Consider the following 19,892-nt stretch of genomic DNA (forward strand, 5'->3'; position numbering starts at 1 on the left):
GAACAATTTTAGCGATCAGCAGTGCCTATTTGCGAATGTTCAACACGCCCTAGTCGCAGCGCTTGTATTTGTTACTGCTCCTAATTTCCAGTCTCTTATAATATTCGCGGTTACTATATTTAAAGTATTACCCAATAAAAAAAGCCACTGCATCGCTACAGTGGCTTTTTTTACGTTTAACAACTAAGAATAACCATACAGCGAACGCTTAGCGCCCTTGTGCATTTGCCATGTTGGCTTCGTTAATCTCAACTTGATAGACCATGCGTAGGTAATCTAAGTAGTCTTGTAGCTGATCTTGTCCCAAATTATCACGAATGATGCTGGCGGTTTGCGCTCTTTGCATATCAGATAGTGGTGACTGTGGCTCAGTTTTGATGCGGTCACCCACCAATAGCGTGGCACCTGCCTCAGTCTCACTAGCGAGGGCGACTACGCTGTCATTCTCCGCTTGCTGACTAAACGCCAATCCACGCTCTTTATCCGTGAGTAACGTCGTCTGACGATTGATCTCACCCAAAGATTGCAGACTAACCGACTGCTTAGTAATATCGGCTGGCGTTTTAATACCAGCAGCGACGGCTTTTGCTTCTTTTAGTGCCAATGCTGTGGCTTTTTGCTGACGTAGTATCTGAGTGATTTTTGGCGTTGCATTAGATAAGGTCAGTGTGGTCGTAGGACGATAATTATTTGGCTGTACCCATACTGTGCCATTACCGACCTCTATACCTGCGGTTACTGCTTGGTCTTGAATCGTAAATTCATCAAAGGCTTGTTTAATGACGGCTGGTTGCGATAGCGCAGACTTGTTGTTTTCTTTACGATAATCTTTGATTCGTTTTAGCGGCACATTCTCTTGCTGCGCAATATCTTCAATACTAAAGCCGTCTGCTGCCAAATCATTAATCGAGGTTACTTTATCCGCGTAGATTTCTTGACGCTTGTACTCTTTTGCCTTAGCAGTCAGCTCTGCACGCATACTATCGAGACTTGGAATCTTTTTGCCATTATCTTCGGTCACGGTAAATATCTGATAGCCAAAGCTGGTCTTGATAGGGGCTGTCACATCTCCAACGCTTAAGCCCTCTAGCGCCTGTTTGACAGCCTCAGCATCACCTCCAAATACAGAAGGGTTAAAGCGTCCGATATCGCCGCCAGCTTCTCCTGATGGATCATCTGATTCTGCTTTGGCCACAGCAGCAAAAGACTCTCCTTTAGCCAAGCGCGCTTTGACTTTATCTGCTCTTGCCTTAGCGTTGTCACCCGTCAATAGAATTTGGCTAACTTGACGCTCATCATCAGCAGCTAGACCTTGCTTATACGCTTCGTACTGCTGCTGCAACTCTTCTGTCGTCACCTCATCAACTTTGATGGTATTAGGGCTCAGCTGAATATAAGCCAAGTTGACCATTGCCGCACTTTTTAAGGTGTCCTTATTGGCATTATAATACGCTTGAATATCATTTTTGCTGAGTTTGACCTGATCAGCATAGTCTTGCCAGTCAAAGCGATGTATCCAAACGTTGCGTGACTCCAATTGCAAATCAATCAGCTGACTCACCGCCTTCATTGGATAAACGGCTGTGCCAACAATGCTCGCATTCAATTGATCCAAACTTAATTGATTGCGAAACTCTGCAAACAATTGATTTTTGGTCATACCGCGCTGACGCAAAAAGTTTGCAAACTGATCGTTAGAAAAGTTTCCATCTGCATCTTTGAATATCTCCTCCTCACGCAGCAGACGATTGATGGTGTCATCAGACACTGTCATGCCAAGCTTACCTGCTTGCTGCTCTAGTAATGTACGATCAATCAAACCTTTTAGCACTTGCTCGTGCAGCACGTCTTCATTCAATAAACTAGCATCATCAACTTGCTCAAGTATCTCGCTACGACGGTTATTGACAGCAGTCTGATACTCGGACAGCCCAACGCTTGCATCACCCACCTGAGCGACTTGGTTAGGATCAACCCCACCACCAAAGTAGCTCTCGACACCCAATAGAGCGAGTGGCGATAAGCATAAAATCAATAAAATGCGACCTGGCCAGCTTTTTAAGAAATCGCGCAATTTATCCATAGTTATCTCTGCTTTATTAACCTATATTGATGAAAAACCATTGTAATACTGCTAGGAGCTATTAGATGCAGCCTGCCAATATCAATGCTATCTGAGCCGGCAATGGTAAAGAGGAAGAACGTGTGCACTTTATAGAATAAGATAAGATGTATTAAAAATCTTATTGAAACAACACATCTATCGCGCGCCCTATGATACGTGATTTTTCATATAGACTCAAAATATTCACACAGTATAAGACAAACGATAGCGACAAAAAAAGCACCTAACATTTAGGTGCTTTTTTGGTGCTCAGCTTCTGACTATCTTAGCCAAAGCAACCATCCATATAGAGCAGCTTAGTTCAAACGCTCTTTTAGGTTTTTACCCGCTTTAAAGCTTGGTACTTTGCTTGCTGGAATGCTTAGCTCTTCACCAGTCTTAGGGTTACGGCCAGTACGTGCTTTGCGATCTTTTACGCTAAAAGTACCGAAACCAACCAAAGAGATGCTATCGCCAGCTTCTAAAGCTTCGCCAACACTTTCCATAACCGCATTCAAAGCATCACCAGCTTGAGTCTTATTTAGGCCACTTTTGTCTGCGATGCTATCAATTAATTCTGACTTATTCATAAAATTTCCTTCAAGTTTAAGGGGGTAATACACGCTCACGCCAAGCATTGTAACGCTCTCATGGTACTTACGCAATAAAAACTGCTTGACTGGCGTATTGACAGGTTTCGTTTTGTTATCGTCTTTATATCAAGGCAGCATAAGGAGCGCAAGCGATTTTACATATTTTTGTGCCATCAACTACGTATTTGACACCCAATGTTACGCAAAACAGCTGCAACTTTGGTATAAGTAGTCTGTTATGTCTCCAATCGCCAATCGATATATCTATTGACTGCTTTGAAACAGTTGTCAGCTGGGGTCCATACACAGTCAGTCATCAATATCGTTGTCTTTATTTGCGTCCAGATTGTACGATAATAATTTTACCACTGACAGAAACTAGCGTTACTTTTTATTATAAAGGCGTTACTATAAGCAAAATACCACTGCAAGTTTTGGCCATAAATAAACTTAAGTTTATGATAAAGCTTTAATTTGCTAAATAAAAAATGGATTATTTACATGAAGCGTTCTACGTTGTCACATTCTCTTCTTAATATTATTCTGGTGTTCATCGAGTCGGCGCTGACACTATTGTTACGTTTGGATCCTGAACTACGTAAAGCCGCTTATCCACTTGCCAAACAAGGTACGGTCGTAGCATTGCGCTTATATTTGCCTCATGTCGAGGTTTTTGCCACCTTTAGTACCAAAGGCGTACTCTTGGATGCCCAGTTGCCTGTTGGTCGTAGCGAACCTGATGTCGTTATCAATGCTTATAGCATTCAAGTGATTAATGCCATCACCACTCACGATAGAGAGACGACCGAAAAATTACAGATGCGCGGTGAATCCGTTCAAGTGCAGCTGGTCAAACAATTTATTATGCAGCTTGGTCTCGGCAGCTTGATTCAAGGTCTAATTAAAAAGATAAAAGGCGGCAACGCTAAAACCAAACCGACCGATGCTGAAATGGCAGAAAAAAAAGACCATTATAAAGAGCGTATCAAAGAGCAGCAGACTCAAATCAACACATTAACCATCAAGAACCGCGAGCTTGAAACCACAGTCAAAGAGCTACAGAGTAAGCAGAAGACCTTTATGATTATAACTGTGGTGGCGCTGGTCGTTATGATTGGCTCAGTCATTGCACTATTGATGAGCTGATTTTAATTGCCCTTAGCTTTATTAATTGATTTTTACCAAACTATGTCTTCAGACATAAATGAGCGTCCAGTGCCTATTGCAGGTACTGGACGCTCATTTTTTCCCTAGATTGTTCCATTCTGGCTTGTTCGATATTGCTGTAATTTACGTTTGACTCATACATTAGCCAGTATCGAAGTGTTAAAAATGAAATCTTTCTCCCCGCTCATACATACATCCCGAACACCATTGTTTTTATCAATCATAGCGATAAGCTCGATTAACCGTTTAACCACACTTTAATCTTGACTAAATTACTCGGGATTAAGTATAATTAACCTAATCGTTGCACACATCGGGTTAACCATCTGTTGTTTAATAACGATAAAACACACTTTGTCTGATCTGTGTCCTGTACCAAGATCGTTGTTAAATAAAAATGACAAAAAAGTTTGGAGATAACATATGCGTTTAACTACTCGAGGCAGATATGCCGTTACCGCTTTATTAGACTTGGCACTACAGACCAGCCAACAAGAAAGTGCCGTATCTTTATCTGATATCGCTAAACGACAATCTATTTCTATCTCCTATCTTGAACAATTATTCTCCAAACTCCGTAAACGTGGTCTGGTTACAAGTATTCGCGGCGCTGCAGGTGGGTATCATTTGGCAAAGCCATTGAATGAGATAGATGTGATGAGCATCATATCTGCTGTTGATGAGTCGGTTAATGCCATGCAGTGTGAAGGACGCGGTGACTGCCAAGGTGGTACAATGTGTCTGACCCATGACTTATGGTGTGCACTGTCAAATCATATCGAACAGTACTTGAAAAATATAACATTAGCGCAATTATTAGATATGGAAAACGTGCAGTCTGTTTCAGAACGTCAGCACACCTCTATAAAAGACATTTCCATAAAAGATATCAATACTATTACTCTATCGAACAGCGAGGCAAACCCAGCATGAGCCAACATAACAACCTTATATACTTAGATTATGCCGCCACCACACCAGTTGCTAAACCAGTAGCGGCTAAGATGAGCGAGTATCTGACAGTAGATGGCATCTTTGGCAACCCAGCCTCACGCTCACACGGCTATGGCTGGCAAGCAGAAGAAGCAGTAGAGACGGCTCGCGGACAAGTCGCTGAAGTCATTAGCGCTGACCCACGCGAAATCGTTTTTACTTCTGGGGCAACGGAATCTGACAACTTAGCCATCAAAGGCGCAGCACATTTCTATCAGTCTCGCGGCAAACACATCATCACCAGCAAAATTGAGCACAAAGCCGTACTAGATACGTGCCGTGAGCTTGAGCAAGAAGGTTTTGAAATTACGTACCTTGAGCCGCAACCAAGCACAGGTCTTATCTTACCAGAGCAAGTGAAAGAAGCGCTACGTGATGATACAATTTTGGTATCGCTCATGATGGTAAACAATGAGCTTGGTACGATCACAGATGTGGCGGCCATTGGTGAAATCACTCGTGAAGCGGGTGTTATTTTCCACGTGGATGGCGCACAATCTGTCGGTAAAGTAAAAATCAATCTTGAAGAGATGAAGATTGATTTGATGAGCTTTTCAGGCCATAAAGCCTATGGTCCTAAAGGTATCGGCGCCTTATTTGTTCGCCGTAAGCCACGTATTCGTTTAAAAGCAGAGCAACATGGCGGTGGTCATGAGCGCGGTATGCGTTCAGGTACATTGCCTACGCATCAGATCGTTGGTCTTGGCGCAGCATTTGCTCTAGCCAATGAGAGTTTTGAAGCAGATCATGCCCATGTTGCAAAACTGCGTCAAAAACTGTGGGATGGCCTACAAGATATCGAAGAGATCTATCTAAACGGTGATCTTGAGCACAGCGTACCTAATATTATCAATATCAGCTTCAATTTCGTTGAAGGCGAATCTCTAATGATGTCGCTAAAAGACTTAGCAGTATCATCAGGTTCAGCCTGTACATCAGCGACGCTTGAGCCATCGTATGTACTGCGTGCTATCGGTCGCCCAGACGAATTGGCGCACAGCTCAATCCGTTTTAGCTTCGGTCGTTATACCACTGAAGAAGATATCGATACTGTGATCAAGCAAATGCATGAAGCCGTTGACAAACTGCGTGTTCTATCTCCACTTTGGGACATGTACCAAGAAGGGGTTGATTTGAACTCTGTTGAGTGGGCTGAGCATTAATTTTTAGTATAGCTTTTTAGTATTAAGTAACCACATATATTTTATTAAACAATTGATCAGACAATTAAGTTAAGCGTTTGACCCCAATTATCGATGAGTACTTAAACCGTTAAAGTTAATAAACGACTACTCATCATCTAACTAGGAGAAAACCCCATGGCCTATAGCGACCAAGTTATCGATCATTATGAAAACCCACGCAACGTTGGCAACCTTGATAAAAACGCCAAAAACGTTGGTACTGGCATGGTTGGCGCCCCAGCATGTGGCGATGTGATGCGTCTACAAATCCAAGTCGACGACAATGGCATTATCGAAGATGCACGCTTCAAAACTTATGGCTGCGGTTCAGCAATTGCCTCAAGCTCACTAGTGACTGAGTGGCTAAAAGGCAAAAGTCTGGATCAAGCTGGCGAAATTAAAAACAATGATATCGCTCAAGAACTGGCTTTACCACCTGTAAAAGTGCATTGCTCTGTACTTGCAGAAGACGCCATCAAAGCTGCTATCAGCGACTATAAAGGCAAACACGGTTCAGCAGCGACAGAAGAAGCCGCTATCTAAACCTGCTAGCGTATGCGCTATATTTTATTAGCAATGCCAAAATAGCTATATGTGATGGCTATTGACGCTAAAAAGGTGACAATGACACTTATGTAATTGTCACCTTTTGGTTTCTGATATGTCTTGGCATATCATCTCGGTGAACGTATTATTCTGTTTGCCAGTTTGTTTTTTATTGATATTTATGATTAGTAGTCAATGGGAGTTGGCATGATTGAAATGACAGAACGCGCCGCTCAGCATGTTCGAGACTTTTTGGACAATCGCGGCAAAGGTGAAGGCATTCGAGTAGGTATCCGTACAGCAGGCTGCTCAGGTCTTGCTTATGTTTTAGAGTTTGTAGATATCCCTGATGAGAATGACACTCGCTATGAAAGCCGAGGCGTTAGTATTTTTATTGATCCCAAAAGCTTGGTATATTTAGATGGTTTATTGATGGATTATGAAAAAGAAGGCTTAAACGAAGGCTTTAAATTCACCAACCCCAATCAAAAGGGCGAATGTGGCTGCGGCGAATCTTTCACTGTTTGATGCCTTTAGCTTCAAAATCAAATGACAAACAGATTTTTAGCCAAATTGAGAACAAAAAATACATAAAACGTAAGGCGTAAGATATGACAGACACCATTCAAGAAGCGCAATTTGATGACTTTTTTGCTTTATTTGAGCAACCTGTACAATTTGAAGTCAATCAAGACAGTCTCGATCAGCATCTACGTCTACTACAAAAACGTTATCATCCTGATAATGTTGCAAAAAACTTAGCAGATGCTAAGCAAGCCAAGCAGCAATCAGAGCAGTATTCTGCCATTATAAATCAAGCGTATCAGACACTAAGCGCCCCTGATAGCCGTGCTGGTTATTTATTGAATATGGCAGATCAAGCACAAAACCTAGAGCAATCAATTGCAGATTTAGATTTTTTAGAAGATGCGATGGAGATGCGTATGGATTTAGATGATGCTATTGCAGGGAAAAATCTTCCAGCCTTACAGCAGCTTCATCCTCAAATTACAGAGCGCTTAGCGAAACAGTCTGAGCGTTTTAGTAATGCTTACCAGAACAAAGACTGGCAAACGGCCATTGATGCAACACAAAAACTGAAATTTTTGGTCAAACTAAACGCTGATGTCACAACAGGTCTTGATGAGGTCTCAACAGCTGAGCATTCGGACGATGACGATCTATACGTTTAGATTGCTGTTCTCTTGTGGTATACAAGCGCTTTATACTAAATATTTGGTTAAAATAAAACCATCTATGCCGTATAAACCTTGTCTTTGAGTAAATCTAGCGGCTGATCTTCTTAATATAACAATGCGCATCTGGTCGTTAAACACTCTTACCAAACACGCCATATTTGCCCCATTTCACTTATTTATTTTATCTCTGAGTTATCCTTATGTCTTTAATGCAAATTGCCGAACCCAATCAAAGCGCTCAACCTCACCAACATCGTTTTGGTCTGGGCATTGACCTTGGTACTACGCGTTCACTCGTCGCTGTGGTACGTTCTGGCAAGGCGCAAGTCTTAGAAGCAGGGTCAACCACAGATACGCTACTACCTTCTGTCGTTTATTATCCAGCTACTGGCACGCCATTAGTCGGTTACGATGCGCTAGCGCATTTGGCAGATGATCCCAAAAATACGATTGTCTCGGCTAAGCGTTTTATGGGTCGTAGCCAAGCGGATATCAAATTCTCGCACCCTTATGAGTTGTCTGGTAGCAAAGACGATATGCCTGCATTTGTGACGGCTCAAGGTGAAGTGTCACCTGTCGAAGTATCTGCGCGTATATTAGCCGCGCTTGAGCAACGTGCAGCGAGCGCATTGCCGGCAGACAGTATCGAAGGCGCAGTGATTACCGTTCCCGCTTACTTTGATGAGGCGCAGCGTCAAGCCACTAAAGATGCGGCGCAAGCGGCTGGTATCAATGTCCTACGCTTACTAAATGAACCTACCGCAGCTGCTGTTGCTTACGGACTCGATCAAGAGAGCAATAAAGAAAGCCACTATCTGATTTATGATTTGGGCGGTGGTACTTTTGATGTCTCGATCTTAAAGCTAACTGATGGCGTCTTTGAAGTATTGGCAACTGGCGGTAATAGCGCACTGGGCGGCGACGATATCGATCGCCTCATCACTAACTGGATTATCAAAAGACTCAATATCGACCCAAAAGATGTGAGTCTTCATGACAAGTCAGTGCTTGCCCAGCAAGCTAAGGCTTACAAGCAAGCGTTAACAGAAGCTGAACAGGTGGAAATCACTGTGACTGTTAATGGACAGCACTATCAGGGGATATTACGCCGTGAGGATGTATTGGCGATCGTAGAACCTGTGAGTCGCCGTACACTGAGCGTGTGTGAGCAAGTGCTGCGCGACGCCAAGCTAACGGCCAAAGAGTTAGACGAGGTGATCTTAGTCGGCGGCTCCACACGTATGCCTGCCATACAGCAAGTCGTTACAGAGTTTTTTGCTAAGCAGCCACTCTGTCGTCTAAATCCAGACGAAGTCGTTGCTTTAGGTGCAGCGCAAACTGCTCACCAATTGGTCAATGGTGATAGTGATAACAATCTACTATTATTAGATGTGACACCATTATCATTGGGTCTTGAGACCATGGGTGGTTTGGTTGAAGTACTGATCCCACGTAATACACCTATCCCTGTCAAAAAACGCCAAGTATTTACCACCTATCAAGATGGACAAACGGGTATGGTGATTCATGTGGTACAAGGTGAGCGCGAAACAGTAGAAAACTGTCGCTCGCTTGGCCGCTTTGAGCTGTACGGTATTCCGCCAATGAAAGCTGGGTTTGCTCGTATCGAGGTCACCTTTAGCATCGATGCCAATGGTCAGCTGACTGTTAGTGCACAAGAAACCACGACCAAGACAGAAAGCAAGATCGAGATCGCGCCTTCTTATGGTCTATCCGATGAGCAAAAAGAACAGCTACTGGTTGCAGGGTTTAAGCATGCCGAAGAAGATAAAAACGCACGCTCTTTGATTGAAACCAAAGTTGAAGCTGAACGTGAAGTGCTGGCGTTAGAATCAGCCTTGAATGAGTTTGCTCCTCTGCTATCCTCTGAGGAGCAGCATACCTTAGCAGAGCAGATACAGGCACTAAAGACAGTACTCGACACCAATGATCTAGCAATGATTGAGGCGCAGCAAGCGCAGCTCAAGCCTCATAGTGATGCTTTTGCTGCCCGCATCATGAATCAAAGCGTCAAAGCCAGCATGGCAGGCACTAGCGCCCAAGACTGGTAAACGATCCACTCAAACTGACCGCTTAGCTATTAATTATACTGAGCGGATATTTCTTATTTTTTAGATTGATTAGCATTGGACACATAATTTATGCCAAAAGTTACTGTATTACCCCATCACGAGATTTGCCCAGAAGGCGCAGAAGTCGAGTTAAAATCTGGCGATAACTTGTGCAAAGCATTATTAGAAAAAGGCATCAAAATTGAGCATGCTTGTGAGATGTCAAAAGCGTGTACTACTTGCCACGTTGTTGTACGTAAAGGGTTCAATAGTTTAGATGAAATGGACGATGTAGAAGCGGATCTGCTTGATCGCGCATGGGGCTTAGAGCCTGACTCACGTCTGTCTTGTCAGGTCATGCTTGATGATGAAGACTTGACCATTGAAGTGCCTAAGTACACGCTCAACCATGCAAAAGAAAACCATTAAATACCAGCAATACCTTTTATAACTCTGTGAAAAAGCCAGCTACCCTTTTTATAGCTGGCTTTTTTGTAACCAGTATTTTATATACTATGAGTTATTGTTATTGCTATGACGTTTGCTTTCTTCAGCGATACTTTTAACCAGCTTTTCTTCTTCTTGCTCTATACGCTCAAGTGCAAAATTTAAGCGGGTTCTAATATCGTGATAGTCATTGTCCTTCATATCCTTAAAGTTTAGATGCAGATTGAATCCAGGCAAGGTATAGTCTACCCATTTGGATAAATGACCTTTATTAGCATCAGGATCAAATACTTGCCACGCACTTACTTTATCATCAAAACCTTTTAGAAGAAACGCACCAACATGTTGGCACTCATAGTTGTGGCAAATATAATCATACGTACTTTCACTGACTAAGATCTGATCTTTACCAGCACTTGACTCAAGTCTTGATGCCAGATTGGCTTCTTTACCAATTAGTGTATAACTGAGGCGATTGTTACTACCAAAGTTCCCCACATGACAATAACCCGTTGTGATACCAATACGTATGTACAACCCCTCAAACCCCATCAAACGCCATTTCTGACGCAATGTGCGCATCTCTCGACGCATGTCTATCGCCATCGCCACACAATCTAATGCATCTTGACGTGAGCCACGACTATTAGGCTCACCAAAGAAACATACCATGCCATCACCGATAAATTTATCAAGTACCGCACCATGCTTGTCAGCAATCAACGTCATACAATGCATATAGGTATTTAGAATATCCGCTAAATTGTCGGCACTTAAGCTATCAGACAGTTCAGTAAAGCCGACAATATCTGAAAACATAATAGTCAGCTTGGCACGTTTATTCGATACACTAACAGGGCTATCAGATCTAACAATTGGCTCCCAAATTTGCGGCGGTACAAAGCGAGTCAACTTATTGATGACCGACACCATGGTACTCAAACGTCCTCCGGCTTTAGAGGCACTTTCTTTATAACCAATATACTCTTGATACGTACTGCGAAACTGATACAAGATAACCATTATGCTTGCTAGCAATACGGTGGGAGGCACCCAACCTTCATTACAGTTCAATCCTTCGTTGTCTAGTATTGTACTGACATAATAAAATACAATAGATGTCACCAATGCTACAGTAAATAATCTTAGAGCGTTATCGACACCACTGACGATCATACGTACGCCGATTAAGGCTACCAAACTGAGCGATATCACCGTACAAAACTGTATTGACCCAATAACGACCGCAAATAAAATAACGACCATATTAGACGTCCAAAGACTGGTTTGGCGTCTATAGTTATAAATCAGAATCATCAGGCTAGGTAGTAGAACGACAACCAATAATGCCATTGAGGTAGGACGGAAATTGTAATGCAGGGCGAGTAATATGACAGTAAGAATTAAAACAAAAACTTCTGGATAGTCGAACTGACAGATTCCACTACCTTTTGACAATAGTTTTGGCTTCAACATCTTTATAAAAGGCATATTGAATTTCACTTAAATGAGATAAGCTATCAGAGAGATAAAGATATACAAGAACAACAAACGCAAATCACCTATCTTAATGATAAATAACTAGAAAAATACATTATACTTTCTAAATTAAATGAAACCTAGGTCAGTGGTAGCTAAAAAAACACCATCTATCATTTATCAAGATGACAAATTTTCTGGATAAATAACTGATAATGTTTGATTATTACAGAAAAAAGCCAGATATGACGAATATCTGGCTTTTTTCTGTCGTAATAGTTTATGAGAGATGCTTCATAAATAATGCTTTATAGATGAGGTAAAGCAATTCAAAGTTAAAAACGGATTACATCTGCCAATCAAAAGGCATTTGATGATGACCACGTAGCGCCATCATTAACGTCTGTTGCATTTGTGCCAAGACTTCTTTGGTGTAAGGTACTGCAGGAACTCCCCATACTGGATTTGGCCATTGCATATCATTTTGATAACGAACAATATGATGAAAATGAAGCTGCGGTACTTGATTGCCAAGCGCGGCCACATTCATTTTATCTGCTTGAAAGGTTTTGGCTAGCTGACTCGATAACCAGCTTGACTCACGCAAGAACTGCGTTTGGTCTGCCTCAGACAATTCGTACAGCTCCTTGATACCTGATACGCGTGGTACTAATATCAGCCAAGGAAACTGGCAGTCATTGATTAAACGACAAGTAGATAATGGAAAATCGCCCACTAAAAAACTATCAGCAGCAAGTTTATGATGAAGTTGGAACATAATGACGGTTCTCTTGTTGTTTAATGCAAATAAAAGTAGGTACAAAGTATAGAAGAAAAAGCAATCTGGTTATTTTATCAGTTATCCCTGCGATAAAATAGCGCCATACACTATTGCGTTTGTGTGGATTGTCTTAGAAACCCCAATGATGGCTCTCACTGATCGACTCTAGGCAGCTTCTGTCACCATATGCTCGCTAAAATAACGTAGAAGATCTTGGATAACAGAGACTCGCTGTTGCGGTGTCGCCAGTTTGGCACTATCTTGATAACGAATACCAGATGCTCCATTCATGCGGTAGTGCTGTCCATCTGACTGGATCAGTTTGATAATAGCCAAGGCATCAACAGGGGTATCAGGTGCAAACTCCAGCGTCATACTATTACTATTGGCATCAATTTTATTGATCTTCAATGGTTCTGCTTGCAAGCGTAGTCCGTGAATGGCAAAAAGCTGCTTGGTTTGGTCCGGTAGCGCGCCAAAGCGATCAATCATCTCTGTACGAATATCCGTCAACGCTTCTTTATCATTGGTGTTACTAATGCGTTTATAAAACAACAAGCGCTGATGCACGTCATGTAGATACTCTTCTGGAATAAGGGCAGAGCTATGTAGGTTGATCTCACTGGTCAGCGATAGCGGTGTGTTTAGATCAGGCTCTTTACCTGCTTTGATTGCCTTAGTCGCACGCTCCAGCATATCCATATATAAGCTAAAACCAATCGCCTGCATATTACCGCTTTGCTGCTTGCCTAGTATCTCACCTGCCCCGCGAATCTCCAAGTCTTCACTCGCCAGCATAAAACCTGCACCCAGTGTATTGGCGCGTTCAATTGCATGTAGACGACGCTTGGCATCGCCTTTGAGACCTTTGAGAGAAGGCACCAATAGGTAACAATATGCCTGATGATGACTGCGACCTACTCGGCCTCGTAGCTGATGCAATTGTGCCAAGCCAAATTTATCAGCACGCTCAATGATAATAGTATTGGCATTTGGCACATCAATACCTGTCTCGATGATAGTAGAGCACACCAGCACGTTGAATTTTTTGTGATAAAACTGCTGCATGATTTGCTCAAGCTGGCGCTCTTGCATTTGTCCATGGGCGACCCCTACTCGCGCTTCTGGTACGAGGTCACGAATGGTCTCTGCCATACGCTCAATACTAGCCACATCATTGTGGAGCAGATAAACCTGCCCGCCGCGCAACAGCTCACGCAAGATAGCTTCTTTCATCAAGGCATCTGTCTTTTGCATGACAAAGGTTTTAATAGCCAACCGGCGCGCAGGCGGTGTGGCAATGATTGACATATCACGCACGCCTGAGAGCGCCATATTAAGCGTTCTAGGGATGGGCGTCGCGGTCATAGATATACTGTCTACATCTGTTTGAATCGCCTTGATACGCTCTTTATGACGTACTCCAAAGCGGTGCTCCTCATCGACGATCATCAGTCCTAGATTGGCAAACTTCACGTCAGGCTGCAATAGTTTATGAGTACCGATCACAATATCGACTTTGCCATCAGCCAAATCCGTCAAGACCATGTCTTGATGCTTTTTACCGCCAAAGCGAGACAGGCTCTCAATACGCACTGGCCAATCAGCAAATCGATCGCGGAAATTGTCTTCGTGCTGTCCTGCGAGCAATGTGGTGGGCACTAATACAGCAACTTGATAGCCAGCACTGACGGCAATAAAGGCCGCTCGCATCGCTACTTCTGTTTTACCAAAGCCAACATCACCGCAAATAAGGCGATCCATTGGCTGGTTTTGTCTCATATCTTCCATAACCGCATGAATGGCATTGGCTTGGTCAGCGGTTTCTTCAAACGCAAACTGACTGGCAAACAGCTCGTATTGCGACGGATCTATTTTAAAATGAATACCAACTTTGGCCTCACGACGCGCTTGCATATTGAGCAGCTCTGCGGCGACATCGTGAATTTGCTCCAAGGCCTTTTGCTTGGCTCTATCCCATTTGCCACTGCCGATCTTATGTAATGGCGCTAACGCTGGATCGCCGCCACTATAGCGACTGATCATTTGTAGATTGGCGACTGGCACATAGATACTGGCATCATCGTCATATTTTAAATGAATGAACTCTTGCTCACCATCACCCACATCTAGCGTGATTAGGCCGTTGTAACGACCAATACCATGCTCGATATGAACGACTGGGCTGCCATCTGTTATCTCAGTGACGCTCTTAACCAAGAACTCCTCTGATACACCGCTTTGGCGACGACGACGCGTCTGTAAGACTTGACGACCAAACAGCTGCGTTTCACTAATCAACACCAAACGTTCAGGCACGTATACGCCGCGCTCAATTGGTGCCACAGTCAGACCGACATGTGGTAATCTAGCGTTATTAATCATACTCGTTTTATCTGCTGCTAAAAACGCTTCAAAGCTATCATATGCTTTGATATCAATCTTACCCTTAAACAGCTCAATAAGAATCTCACGACGGCCTGCGGTTTCTGCAACAATTAGTACTGGCGTTGCTGTTTGTTGTTGAACGTTTAAAAAGTCGAGCAATTCAGTTAATGGCTCAGATTTCTGATGGTTTACTGCCAGTTGTGGCGGTTCTTCGGCGCTTAATGTCACTAAGCCTTGCTGCTTAGTAGGCGTTAATGGCAGTTGCGGCTGAGATGGATCGTTACCTTCTGGCGCTGCTACGTCATTTGTCGTAGCCAGCTCATCGCGTGCGCTTAGTATCACTCGTGGATAGTGATTTAGTTGTTCATTAAGCGCGTTAGATAATAGATATAACAGCGTAGGGTCAACGATAGGCTTGTCAATATCATGTCGACGTTCTTCATAGCGGCGCTGGATTTGTGACCAATAGTCCGCCTGTTTTTCGTGGATCAGTTCATCTGTGATAAACAACGCATCGCTTGGCAAATAAGAAAATAGCGTACTTTCTTCTTGCCAATCTTTTAAGTCAAAAAACAGTGGCTGATAATACTCCAGTCCGCTACTCGCGATACCTGCCATTACATCTTTATGCAACTCAGACTTGCGGCTACTGGCATTAGGGAACATCGCCGCAAAATTCGTGCGAAATGTCTCTCGCCCTTCATCCAGCGGAAACTCCTTTGCTGGTAATATTTGGAACTGTTCAATAGGTTTAGAGATATCTGGCAACTTGTGCAGCAGCGACAGTGACTCTTTGCCCATGCTGGTATCATTGCCTGTCAACATCGCTTTGAGGTCATCAGCGGTCAACGTGCGCTGGGTTTGCGGATGAAAAAAACGAATCGTCTCAATTTCATCGTCAAATAAGTCTAAACGCAGCGGAAAAGGCTGACCCATAGCAAAGATATCGATAATGCTGCCACGTACAGCGAACTCACCGGGCTCAAAGACATTATCAACCGCTCTATAACCCGCCTTTGCCAAAAGCCCACGTTGCGTATTGATATCGAATCGATCACCAACGCTCAAATCAAAATGCTGTCCGATCAACCAACTGGGCGGTGCGACGCGTTGCATCAATGTCTGTATTGAGATGAGTAGCACGCCTGATCTCGGCATATCTGTCAATAGATTGATGCGTTCACTAACGATGTCTTGATGCGGAGACAGCTCATCATATGTCAGTGTCTCCCAGTCAGGAAACACGTAGGCACCCACACCGCAAAATGCCAGCTCAGTTTCTATCTGATTGAGCTGATTTTGGTCACGGGCAACCACCACCTTCAATCGATCGGCAACATTCCAGTGAGGCGTTTGAAACAAGCTTGCCAACCACAAACTGCTAACAGCACCATGGACAGGCGCAAGCCAACGCCGCTCGGAATTTTGTATAGGGAACAACTGCTGGTTAATAGGATCAAACGCGTCAGTCAAAGCAGTGATAGGCATAAAAAATAGGATCACAGTTAAGGAGTCAGAAAGCTATTATACGAATATTTGAGCAATTACCAAAATTTATGCCGTAACGGTTTGTCACTTAAAAAATTGCTAACGGCTGATCAAAGGCGACCATTGCAGAAAGTCCCCTTAAGCGATAATCACCACTGCCCCACAATAAAAAACCTCAACTAATAAGCTGAGGTTCTCATATACACCAGTGAATTTATACTTAAAGCAATGGTTTGTCACTAGCGATAATGCCATTATTATCAGCGTAGATAAACATACCTGAATTCAATGTCAAATCACCAAAGCTGATTTCGATATCCGTTTGACCTTCATCACGGCGCGTTGATTTGCGCGGGATACAACCAAGTGCCATGACGCCAATATCCATCGCTGCCATATCATCAACATCTCGGACACAGCCGTATACGATAACACCCGCCCAGCCATTGTCGATGGCTGACTGTGCAATCATATCGCCGAGCAAGGCACAGCGCATAGAGCCGCCACCATCGACGACCAACACCTTACCATCGCCAGCTTTGTCTTTGCCATCACTATTCAATAGTGATTTGACGCGGCTATTGTCTTCAAAACACTTGACGGTCACAATCTCACCGCAGAACTTATTTTTTGCGCCAAAACGACGAAATGACTTACCTTCAATATTAGGTAAGCATACTTGCGATTCAGGATTGGCGTCCAGTAAATCACATGTGACAAAGTTCTCTTTATTCATCTCCATCATTTCTACTCCTTATTATGAGTGATTAAGCTGCTTAATCTTGTAATACATGGTCATACTTGGCTGTAGTCCTGACTCAAAAATAATGCTTTATTTTTTCACGCGAGTCATCGCTAGCATCTGTTTATTTTCAATGATAGTTGTATGCTCCGCCTGAGGCTCACTACGGTATTTGCTGCGATGATAGAGCTCATGAGCACTCATCGCCATCGCACTAGCAACGCGCTTTGCCGAGATCGGATGTAACGATAGTGATTCAGAGACTAAAGGTGAGATAAGCTTAAAGGCTTTTTGCCCAAGGCTCTCAAGTGGACGCCCTTTATGCTTGCCTAATAACAATGATGGTCGAAATATCACCAGCTGTCCAAAGCCTAATGCCATAATAGACTGCTCAGTCTCTGCCTTGACCTGATTGTACAAAAACCGACTATCAATATCAGCATTCATGGATGAGAGTAAGAAAAAGTTTTCTACGCCTTTGTCATGACATAACTTGGCAAAATTTACGTTATAATCGTGATCTATCTTTCGAAAAGCTTCATCGCTACCTGCCTGCTTTTTGGTGGTGCCAAGACAGCTGTAGGCATCGGTGGTTCGATCAGCACCAATGCTTGCAAATACTTCAGAGAGATTGTCAAAGTCATTGAGCTGATAAAAACGCATACTAGCATTGATATAACGTGGCGGGCGCCGAGCGATCACAATCAATGTATCATAGAGCTCACTCAGCTGTTTGATCAAATGCTGACCTACCAATCCTGTTGCGCCAATCACAATTGCTTTTCGCTGCATACCCTATCCACTTATATAACATGAAAGATTCTATATTAATCACAAATGACCTATATCAAGGTCTATCGTTAGGATATCATACCTAAATTCGTGAATGACTGACGCTATTATGTAGGATATATTGTAAGAGATTTTAACCGCTGTCTATGTCTTTTGGTATCTGACAGGGCATTAGATGCCCTATTGAGTCCACTTCTATAAGTTTACGTTACTTCTTTGGGTATTGATCATCAAATATATTGTCCTTAGTGCAATAATTTGCTAAGATAATCGGCTTTACACGTCAACGCTGTTTAATTATTCCAAACAGTTCTGGCGCTTGCGATGATCCATTAATATTAGATACTTTAATATTAGACATCGACATCATGTTTGACGAGACGGCTGCTCGTCACCGATGATTGTTAAACCCATTATTGCAATCAACATTCATATTTTTATCTGTCTTTATCAAGGAGATACGCGTGGCTAATACTGCACAAGCTCGTAAACGCGCCCGTCAAAACACCAAACGTCGTCAGAACTCTGCGTCACAACGCTCTATGGTTCGTACTTACTTAAAACGTGTTGATGCGGCTATCGAAGCTAAAGATTATGACGCGGCTACCGAAGCTTACAACAGAGCGGTACCAGTTATTGATCGTATGGCTGACAAAGGTATTATTCATAAGAATAAAGCTGCTCGTCGTAAGAGCCGCCTAAACAAAACAATCAAAGGCCTACAAGCTTAAGATTTGTCTTGTCTAGACCGCATTATGCTTCTATAGCATAATGACTAAAACCTTGCCACTGGTTCTCATACTGGGGCAAGGTTTTTTTATGCCTGCTCGATATGTATCTTGTGATTCAAAGTATATTGGGGGATAGTTATTTAATGTGCTATTAGAAGGGTCACAAAACCAAAATAACGTAGCAAGCTTGCGCTTACCTGCGACCGTTTTTCGACGTATCATCTCCATTGTACTTCTGGTGGTAATAGTAGCTTACTCGGATGAAAGCCAGCGGCACGATAGCCCTCGAGCAATGAGCTTATCGGCCGAGTATATACTTTCCCACGCCAAATAAAATACGCATTTGCTTGACCGAATGGCGTATCGTCAAACCACAAAAACACCCCTTCCATCATTTTTGGCCAATCATTCCAATCGATCTCTTCCACATCGAACATCACGGCTAAGAATGCAGACAACAAAGTATCATGACTGACAGCCAGCATTAGATGACCATGCTGAGGCTGATGCTGATAAAAAAGGGATAAGAGATCTAGGCCACCTTGATAAGTGTTTTTAGTGCCATCAAGATTGCCCTGCAAAAAACGATTGATGAAGTTTAAGACGCCGACTTCTTTAAATATAGGATTGGCTATTTCAGGCTCAGTGACGAGGCTACCAGGCTCCACCAACAATGACTGGTGTGTGATATCACGCTGTAACCCTGCCCCTTCCTGCATGAGCTGGGCGGTATCAATACACCGTTTAATCGGGCTCGAGATGCTATCAACATCGAGCGAGTATGGAAGATGCCCGGCCAGCCAGCGACCCCATGATTTTGCCAACACACGGCCTTTAGGCGTCAAGGGCAACTGTTCACTAGCAAATCCATTGCCATCAGAACGCTCACGCAAAGAGTGTCTGGTGAATAAGATAAGCCGCTTGTCTTCAGGCAACAAGCTGACCGAGGGAATCATACTATCTGGCAAATGCGAGGGGGCAGGCGCGCTTGGTGTATGGCGGGCAAGCTTGTCAGCAGATAATTTGGATAAGGTGGTATTAAGATATTTACTCATGGTAGCAAGCGTAGCAGATTTTTTGATAGGAATGAACAACTGACAAGTCTAGTTGCACTATATCTTGTAAATATCTTGTCATACAAGGAGTGAGCTTGTTTTTAAGAGAACTAAGCGAAGATAAGTAACAT

At 43.2% G+C, this 19,892-nt stretch carries 18 protein-coding genes; 10 read left to right on the forward strand and 8 right to left on the reverse strand.

Features of this window, described 5'->3' with window-relative positions:
* Positions 1–187 (forward strand): hypothetical protein (locus L0G63_RS05955; protein WP_301449815.1); only part of this gene is annotated, 187 nt, incomplete at its 5' end.
* A 21-nt stretch (positions 188–208) separates the two neighbouring features.
* Here the strand turns inward: L0G63_RS05955 and L0G63_RS05960 are convergent.
* Both L0G63_RS05960 and L0G63_RS05965 read right to left on the reverse strand, forming a co-directional pair.
* A complete protein-coding gene (locus L0G63_RS05960; RefSeq protein ID WP_301449816.1) occupies positions 209–2,083 on the reverse strand; it encodes a SurA N-terminal domain-containing protein in 1,875 nt (624 codons plus the stop codon).
* A 338-nt stretch (positions 2,084–2,421) separates the two neighbouring features.
* Complete coding sequence (locus L0G63_RS05965; protein ID WP_161808411.1) at positions 2,422–2,742, reverse strand: HU family DNA-binding protein; 321 nt, start codon at positions 2,740–2,742, stop codon at positions 2,422–2,424.
* A gap of 456 nt (positions 2,743–3,198) precedes the next feature.
* Between L0G63_RS05965 and L0G63_RS05970 the strand changes: the two genes are divergently transcribed.
* The 8 genes from L0G63_RS05970 to fdx all read left to right on the forward strand — a co-directional run bounded on the left by L0G63_RS05970 (position 3,199) and on the right by fdx (position 10,287).
* Positions 3,199–3,843 (forward strand): hypothetical protein, encoded by a 645-nt coding sequence (locus L0G63_RS05970; protein WP_301449817.1) that lies wholly within the window; start codon positions 3,199–3,201, stop codon positions 3,841–3,843.
* A gap of 444 nt (positions 3,844–4,287) precedes the next feature.
* On the forward strand, positions 4,288–4,797 hold the full coding sequence (locus tag L0G63_RS05975) for an Rrf2 family transcriptional regulator (RefSeq protein ID WP_301449818.1): 510 nt from the start codon (positions 4,288–4,290) through the stop codon (positions 4,795–4,797).
* Positions 4,794–6,020 (forward strand): IscS subfamily cysteine desulfurase, encoded by a 1,227-nt coding sequence (locus tag L0G63_RS05980; protein ID WP_301449819.1) that lies wholly within the window; start codon positions 4,794–4,796, stop codon positions 6,018–6,020. Before L0G63_RS05975 ends, L0G63_RS05980 begins: the two co-directional genes overlap by 4 nt.
* Before the next feature lie 156 nt (positions 6,021–6,176).
* Positions 6,177–6,584, forward strand: a complete 408-nt coding sequence (gene iscU, locus L0G63_RS05985) for a Fe-S cluster assembly scaffold IscU (protein WP_301449820.1) — start codon at positions 6,177–6,179, stop codon at positions 6,582–6,584.
* Positions 6,585–6,794: 210 nt separating this feature from the next.
* Positions 6,795–7,115 carry an iron-sulfur cluster assembly protein IscA gene (gene iscA, locus L0G63_RS05990; RefSeq protein WP_058024184.1) on the forward strand — a complete coding sequence of 107 codons (321 nt, stop codon included), beginning with the start codon at positions 6,795–6,797 and terminating at the stop codon, positions 7,113–7,115.
* A gap of 83 nt (positions 7,116–7,198) precedes the next feature.
* The gene (hscB, locus tag L0G63_RS05995) at positions 7,199–7,780 is read left to right on the forward strand and encodes a Fe-S protein assembly co-chaperone HscB (RefSeq protein ID WP_301449821.1); all 582 of its coding nucleotides are present in this window, start codon (positions 7,199–7,201) and stop codon (positions 7,778–7,780) included.
* Positions 7,781–7,986: 206 nt separating this feature from the next.
* On the forward strand, positions 7,987–9,858 hold the full coding sequence (gene hscA / locus L0G63_RS06000) for a Fe-S protein assembly chaperone HscA (RefSeq protein ID WP_301449822.1): 1,872 nt from the start codon (positions 7,987–7,989) through the stop codon (positions 9,856–9,858).
* A 90-nt stretch (positions 9,859–9,948) separates the two neighbouring features.
* Positions 9,949–10,287, forward strand: a complete 339-nt coding sequence (gene fdx, locus L0G63_RS06005) for an ISC system 2Fe-2S type ferredoxin (RefSeq protein ID WP_075107002.1) — start codon at positions 9,949–9,951, stop codon at positions 10,285–10,287.
* An 84-nt stretch (positions 10,288–10,371) separates the two neighbouring features.
* Here fdx and L0G63_RS06010 read toward each other — a convergent pair whose 3' ends face one another.
* From L0G63_RS06010 to L0G63_RS06030, 5 genes are all read right to left on the reverse strand, one after another.
* Complete coding sequence (locus L0G63_RS06010) at positions 10,372–11,781, reverse strand: adenylate/guanylate cyclase domain-containing protein (protein ID WP_301449823.1); 1,410 nt, start codon at positions 11,779–11,781, stop codon at positions 10,372–10,374.
* Between the two features lie 349 nt (positions 11,782–12,130).
* The gene (locus tag L0G63_RS06015) at positions 12,131–12,562 is read right to left on the reverse strand and encodes an HIT domain-containing protein (RefSeq protein ID WP_057759208.1); all 432 of its coding nucleotides are present in this window, start codon (positions 12,560–12,562) and stop codon (positions 12,131–12,133) included.
* A gap of 168 nt (positions 12,563–12,730) precedes the next feature.
* The gene (gene mfd, locus L0G63_RS06020) at positions 12,731–16,441 is read right to left on the reverse strand and encodes a transcription-repair coupling factor (RefSeq protein ID WP_301449824.1); all 3,711 of its coding nucleotides are present in this window, start codon (positions 16,439–16,441) and stop codon (positions 12,731–12,733) included.
* A gap of 220 nt (positions 16,442–16,661) precedes the next feature.
* Positions 16,662–17,177, reverse strand: a complete 516-nt coding sequence (gene rraA / locus L0G63_RS06025) for a ribonuclease E activity regulator RraA (protein WP_301449842.1) — start codon at positions 17,175–17,177, stop codon at positions 16,662–16,664.
* A gap of 96 nt (positions 17,178–17,273) precedes the next feature.
* Positions 17,274–17,975 carry an NAD-dependent epimerase/dehydratase family protein gene (locus tag L0G63_RS06030; RefSeq protein ID WP_301449825.1) on the reverse strand — a complete coding sequence of 234 codons (702 nt, stop codon included), beginning with the start codon at positions 17,973–17,975 and terminating at the stop codon, positions 17,274–17,276.
* Positions 17,976–18,439: 464 nt separating this feature from the next.
* On the opposite strand from L0G63_RS06030, the gene rpsT reads away from it, so the two are divergent.
* Positions 18,440–18,706 (forward strand): 30S ribosomal protein S20, encoded by a 267-nt coding sequence (rpsT, locus tag L0G63_RS06035; RefSeq protein ID WP_071003512.1) that lies wholly within the window; start codon positions 18,440–18,442, stop codon positions 18,704–18,706.
* Positions 18,707–18,924: 218 nt separating this feature from the next.
* Here rpsT and L0G63_RS06040 read toward each other — a convergent pair whose 3' ends face one another.
* Positions 18,925–19,761: a histidine phosphatase family protein gene (locus L0G63_RS06040; RefSeq protein ID WP_301449826.1), complete on the reverse strand. Its 837-nt coding sequence runs from the start codon at positions 19,759–19,761 to the stop codon at positions 18,925–18,927.
* Between the last annotated feature and the right edge of the window lie 131 nt (positions 19,762–19,892).

Source organism: Psychrobacter sp. (assembly GCF_030454045.1).
Classification (GTDB): Bacteria; Pseudomonadota; Gammaproteobacteria; order Pseudomonadales; family Moraxellaceae; genus Psychrobacter.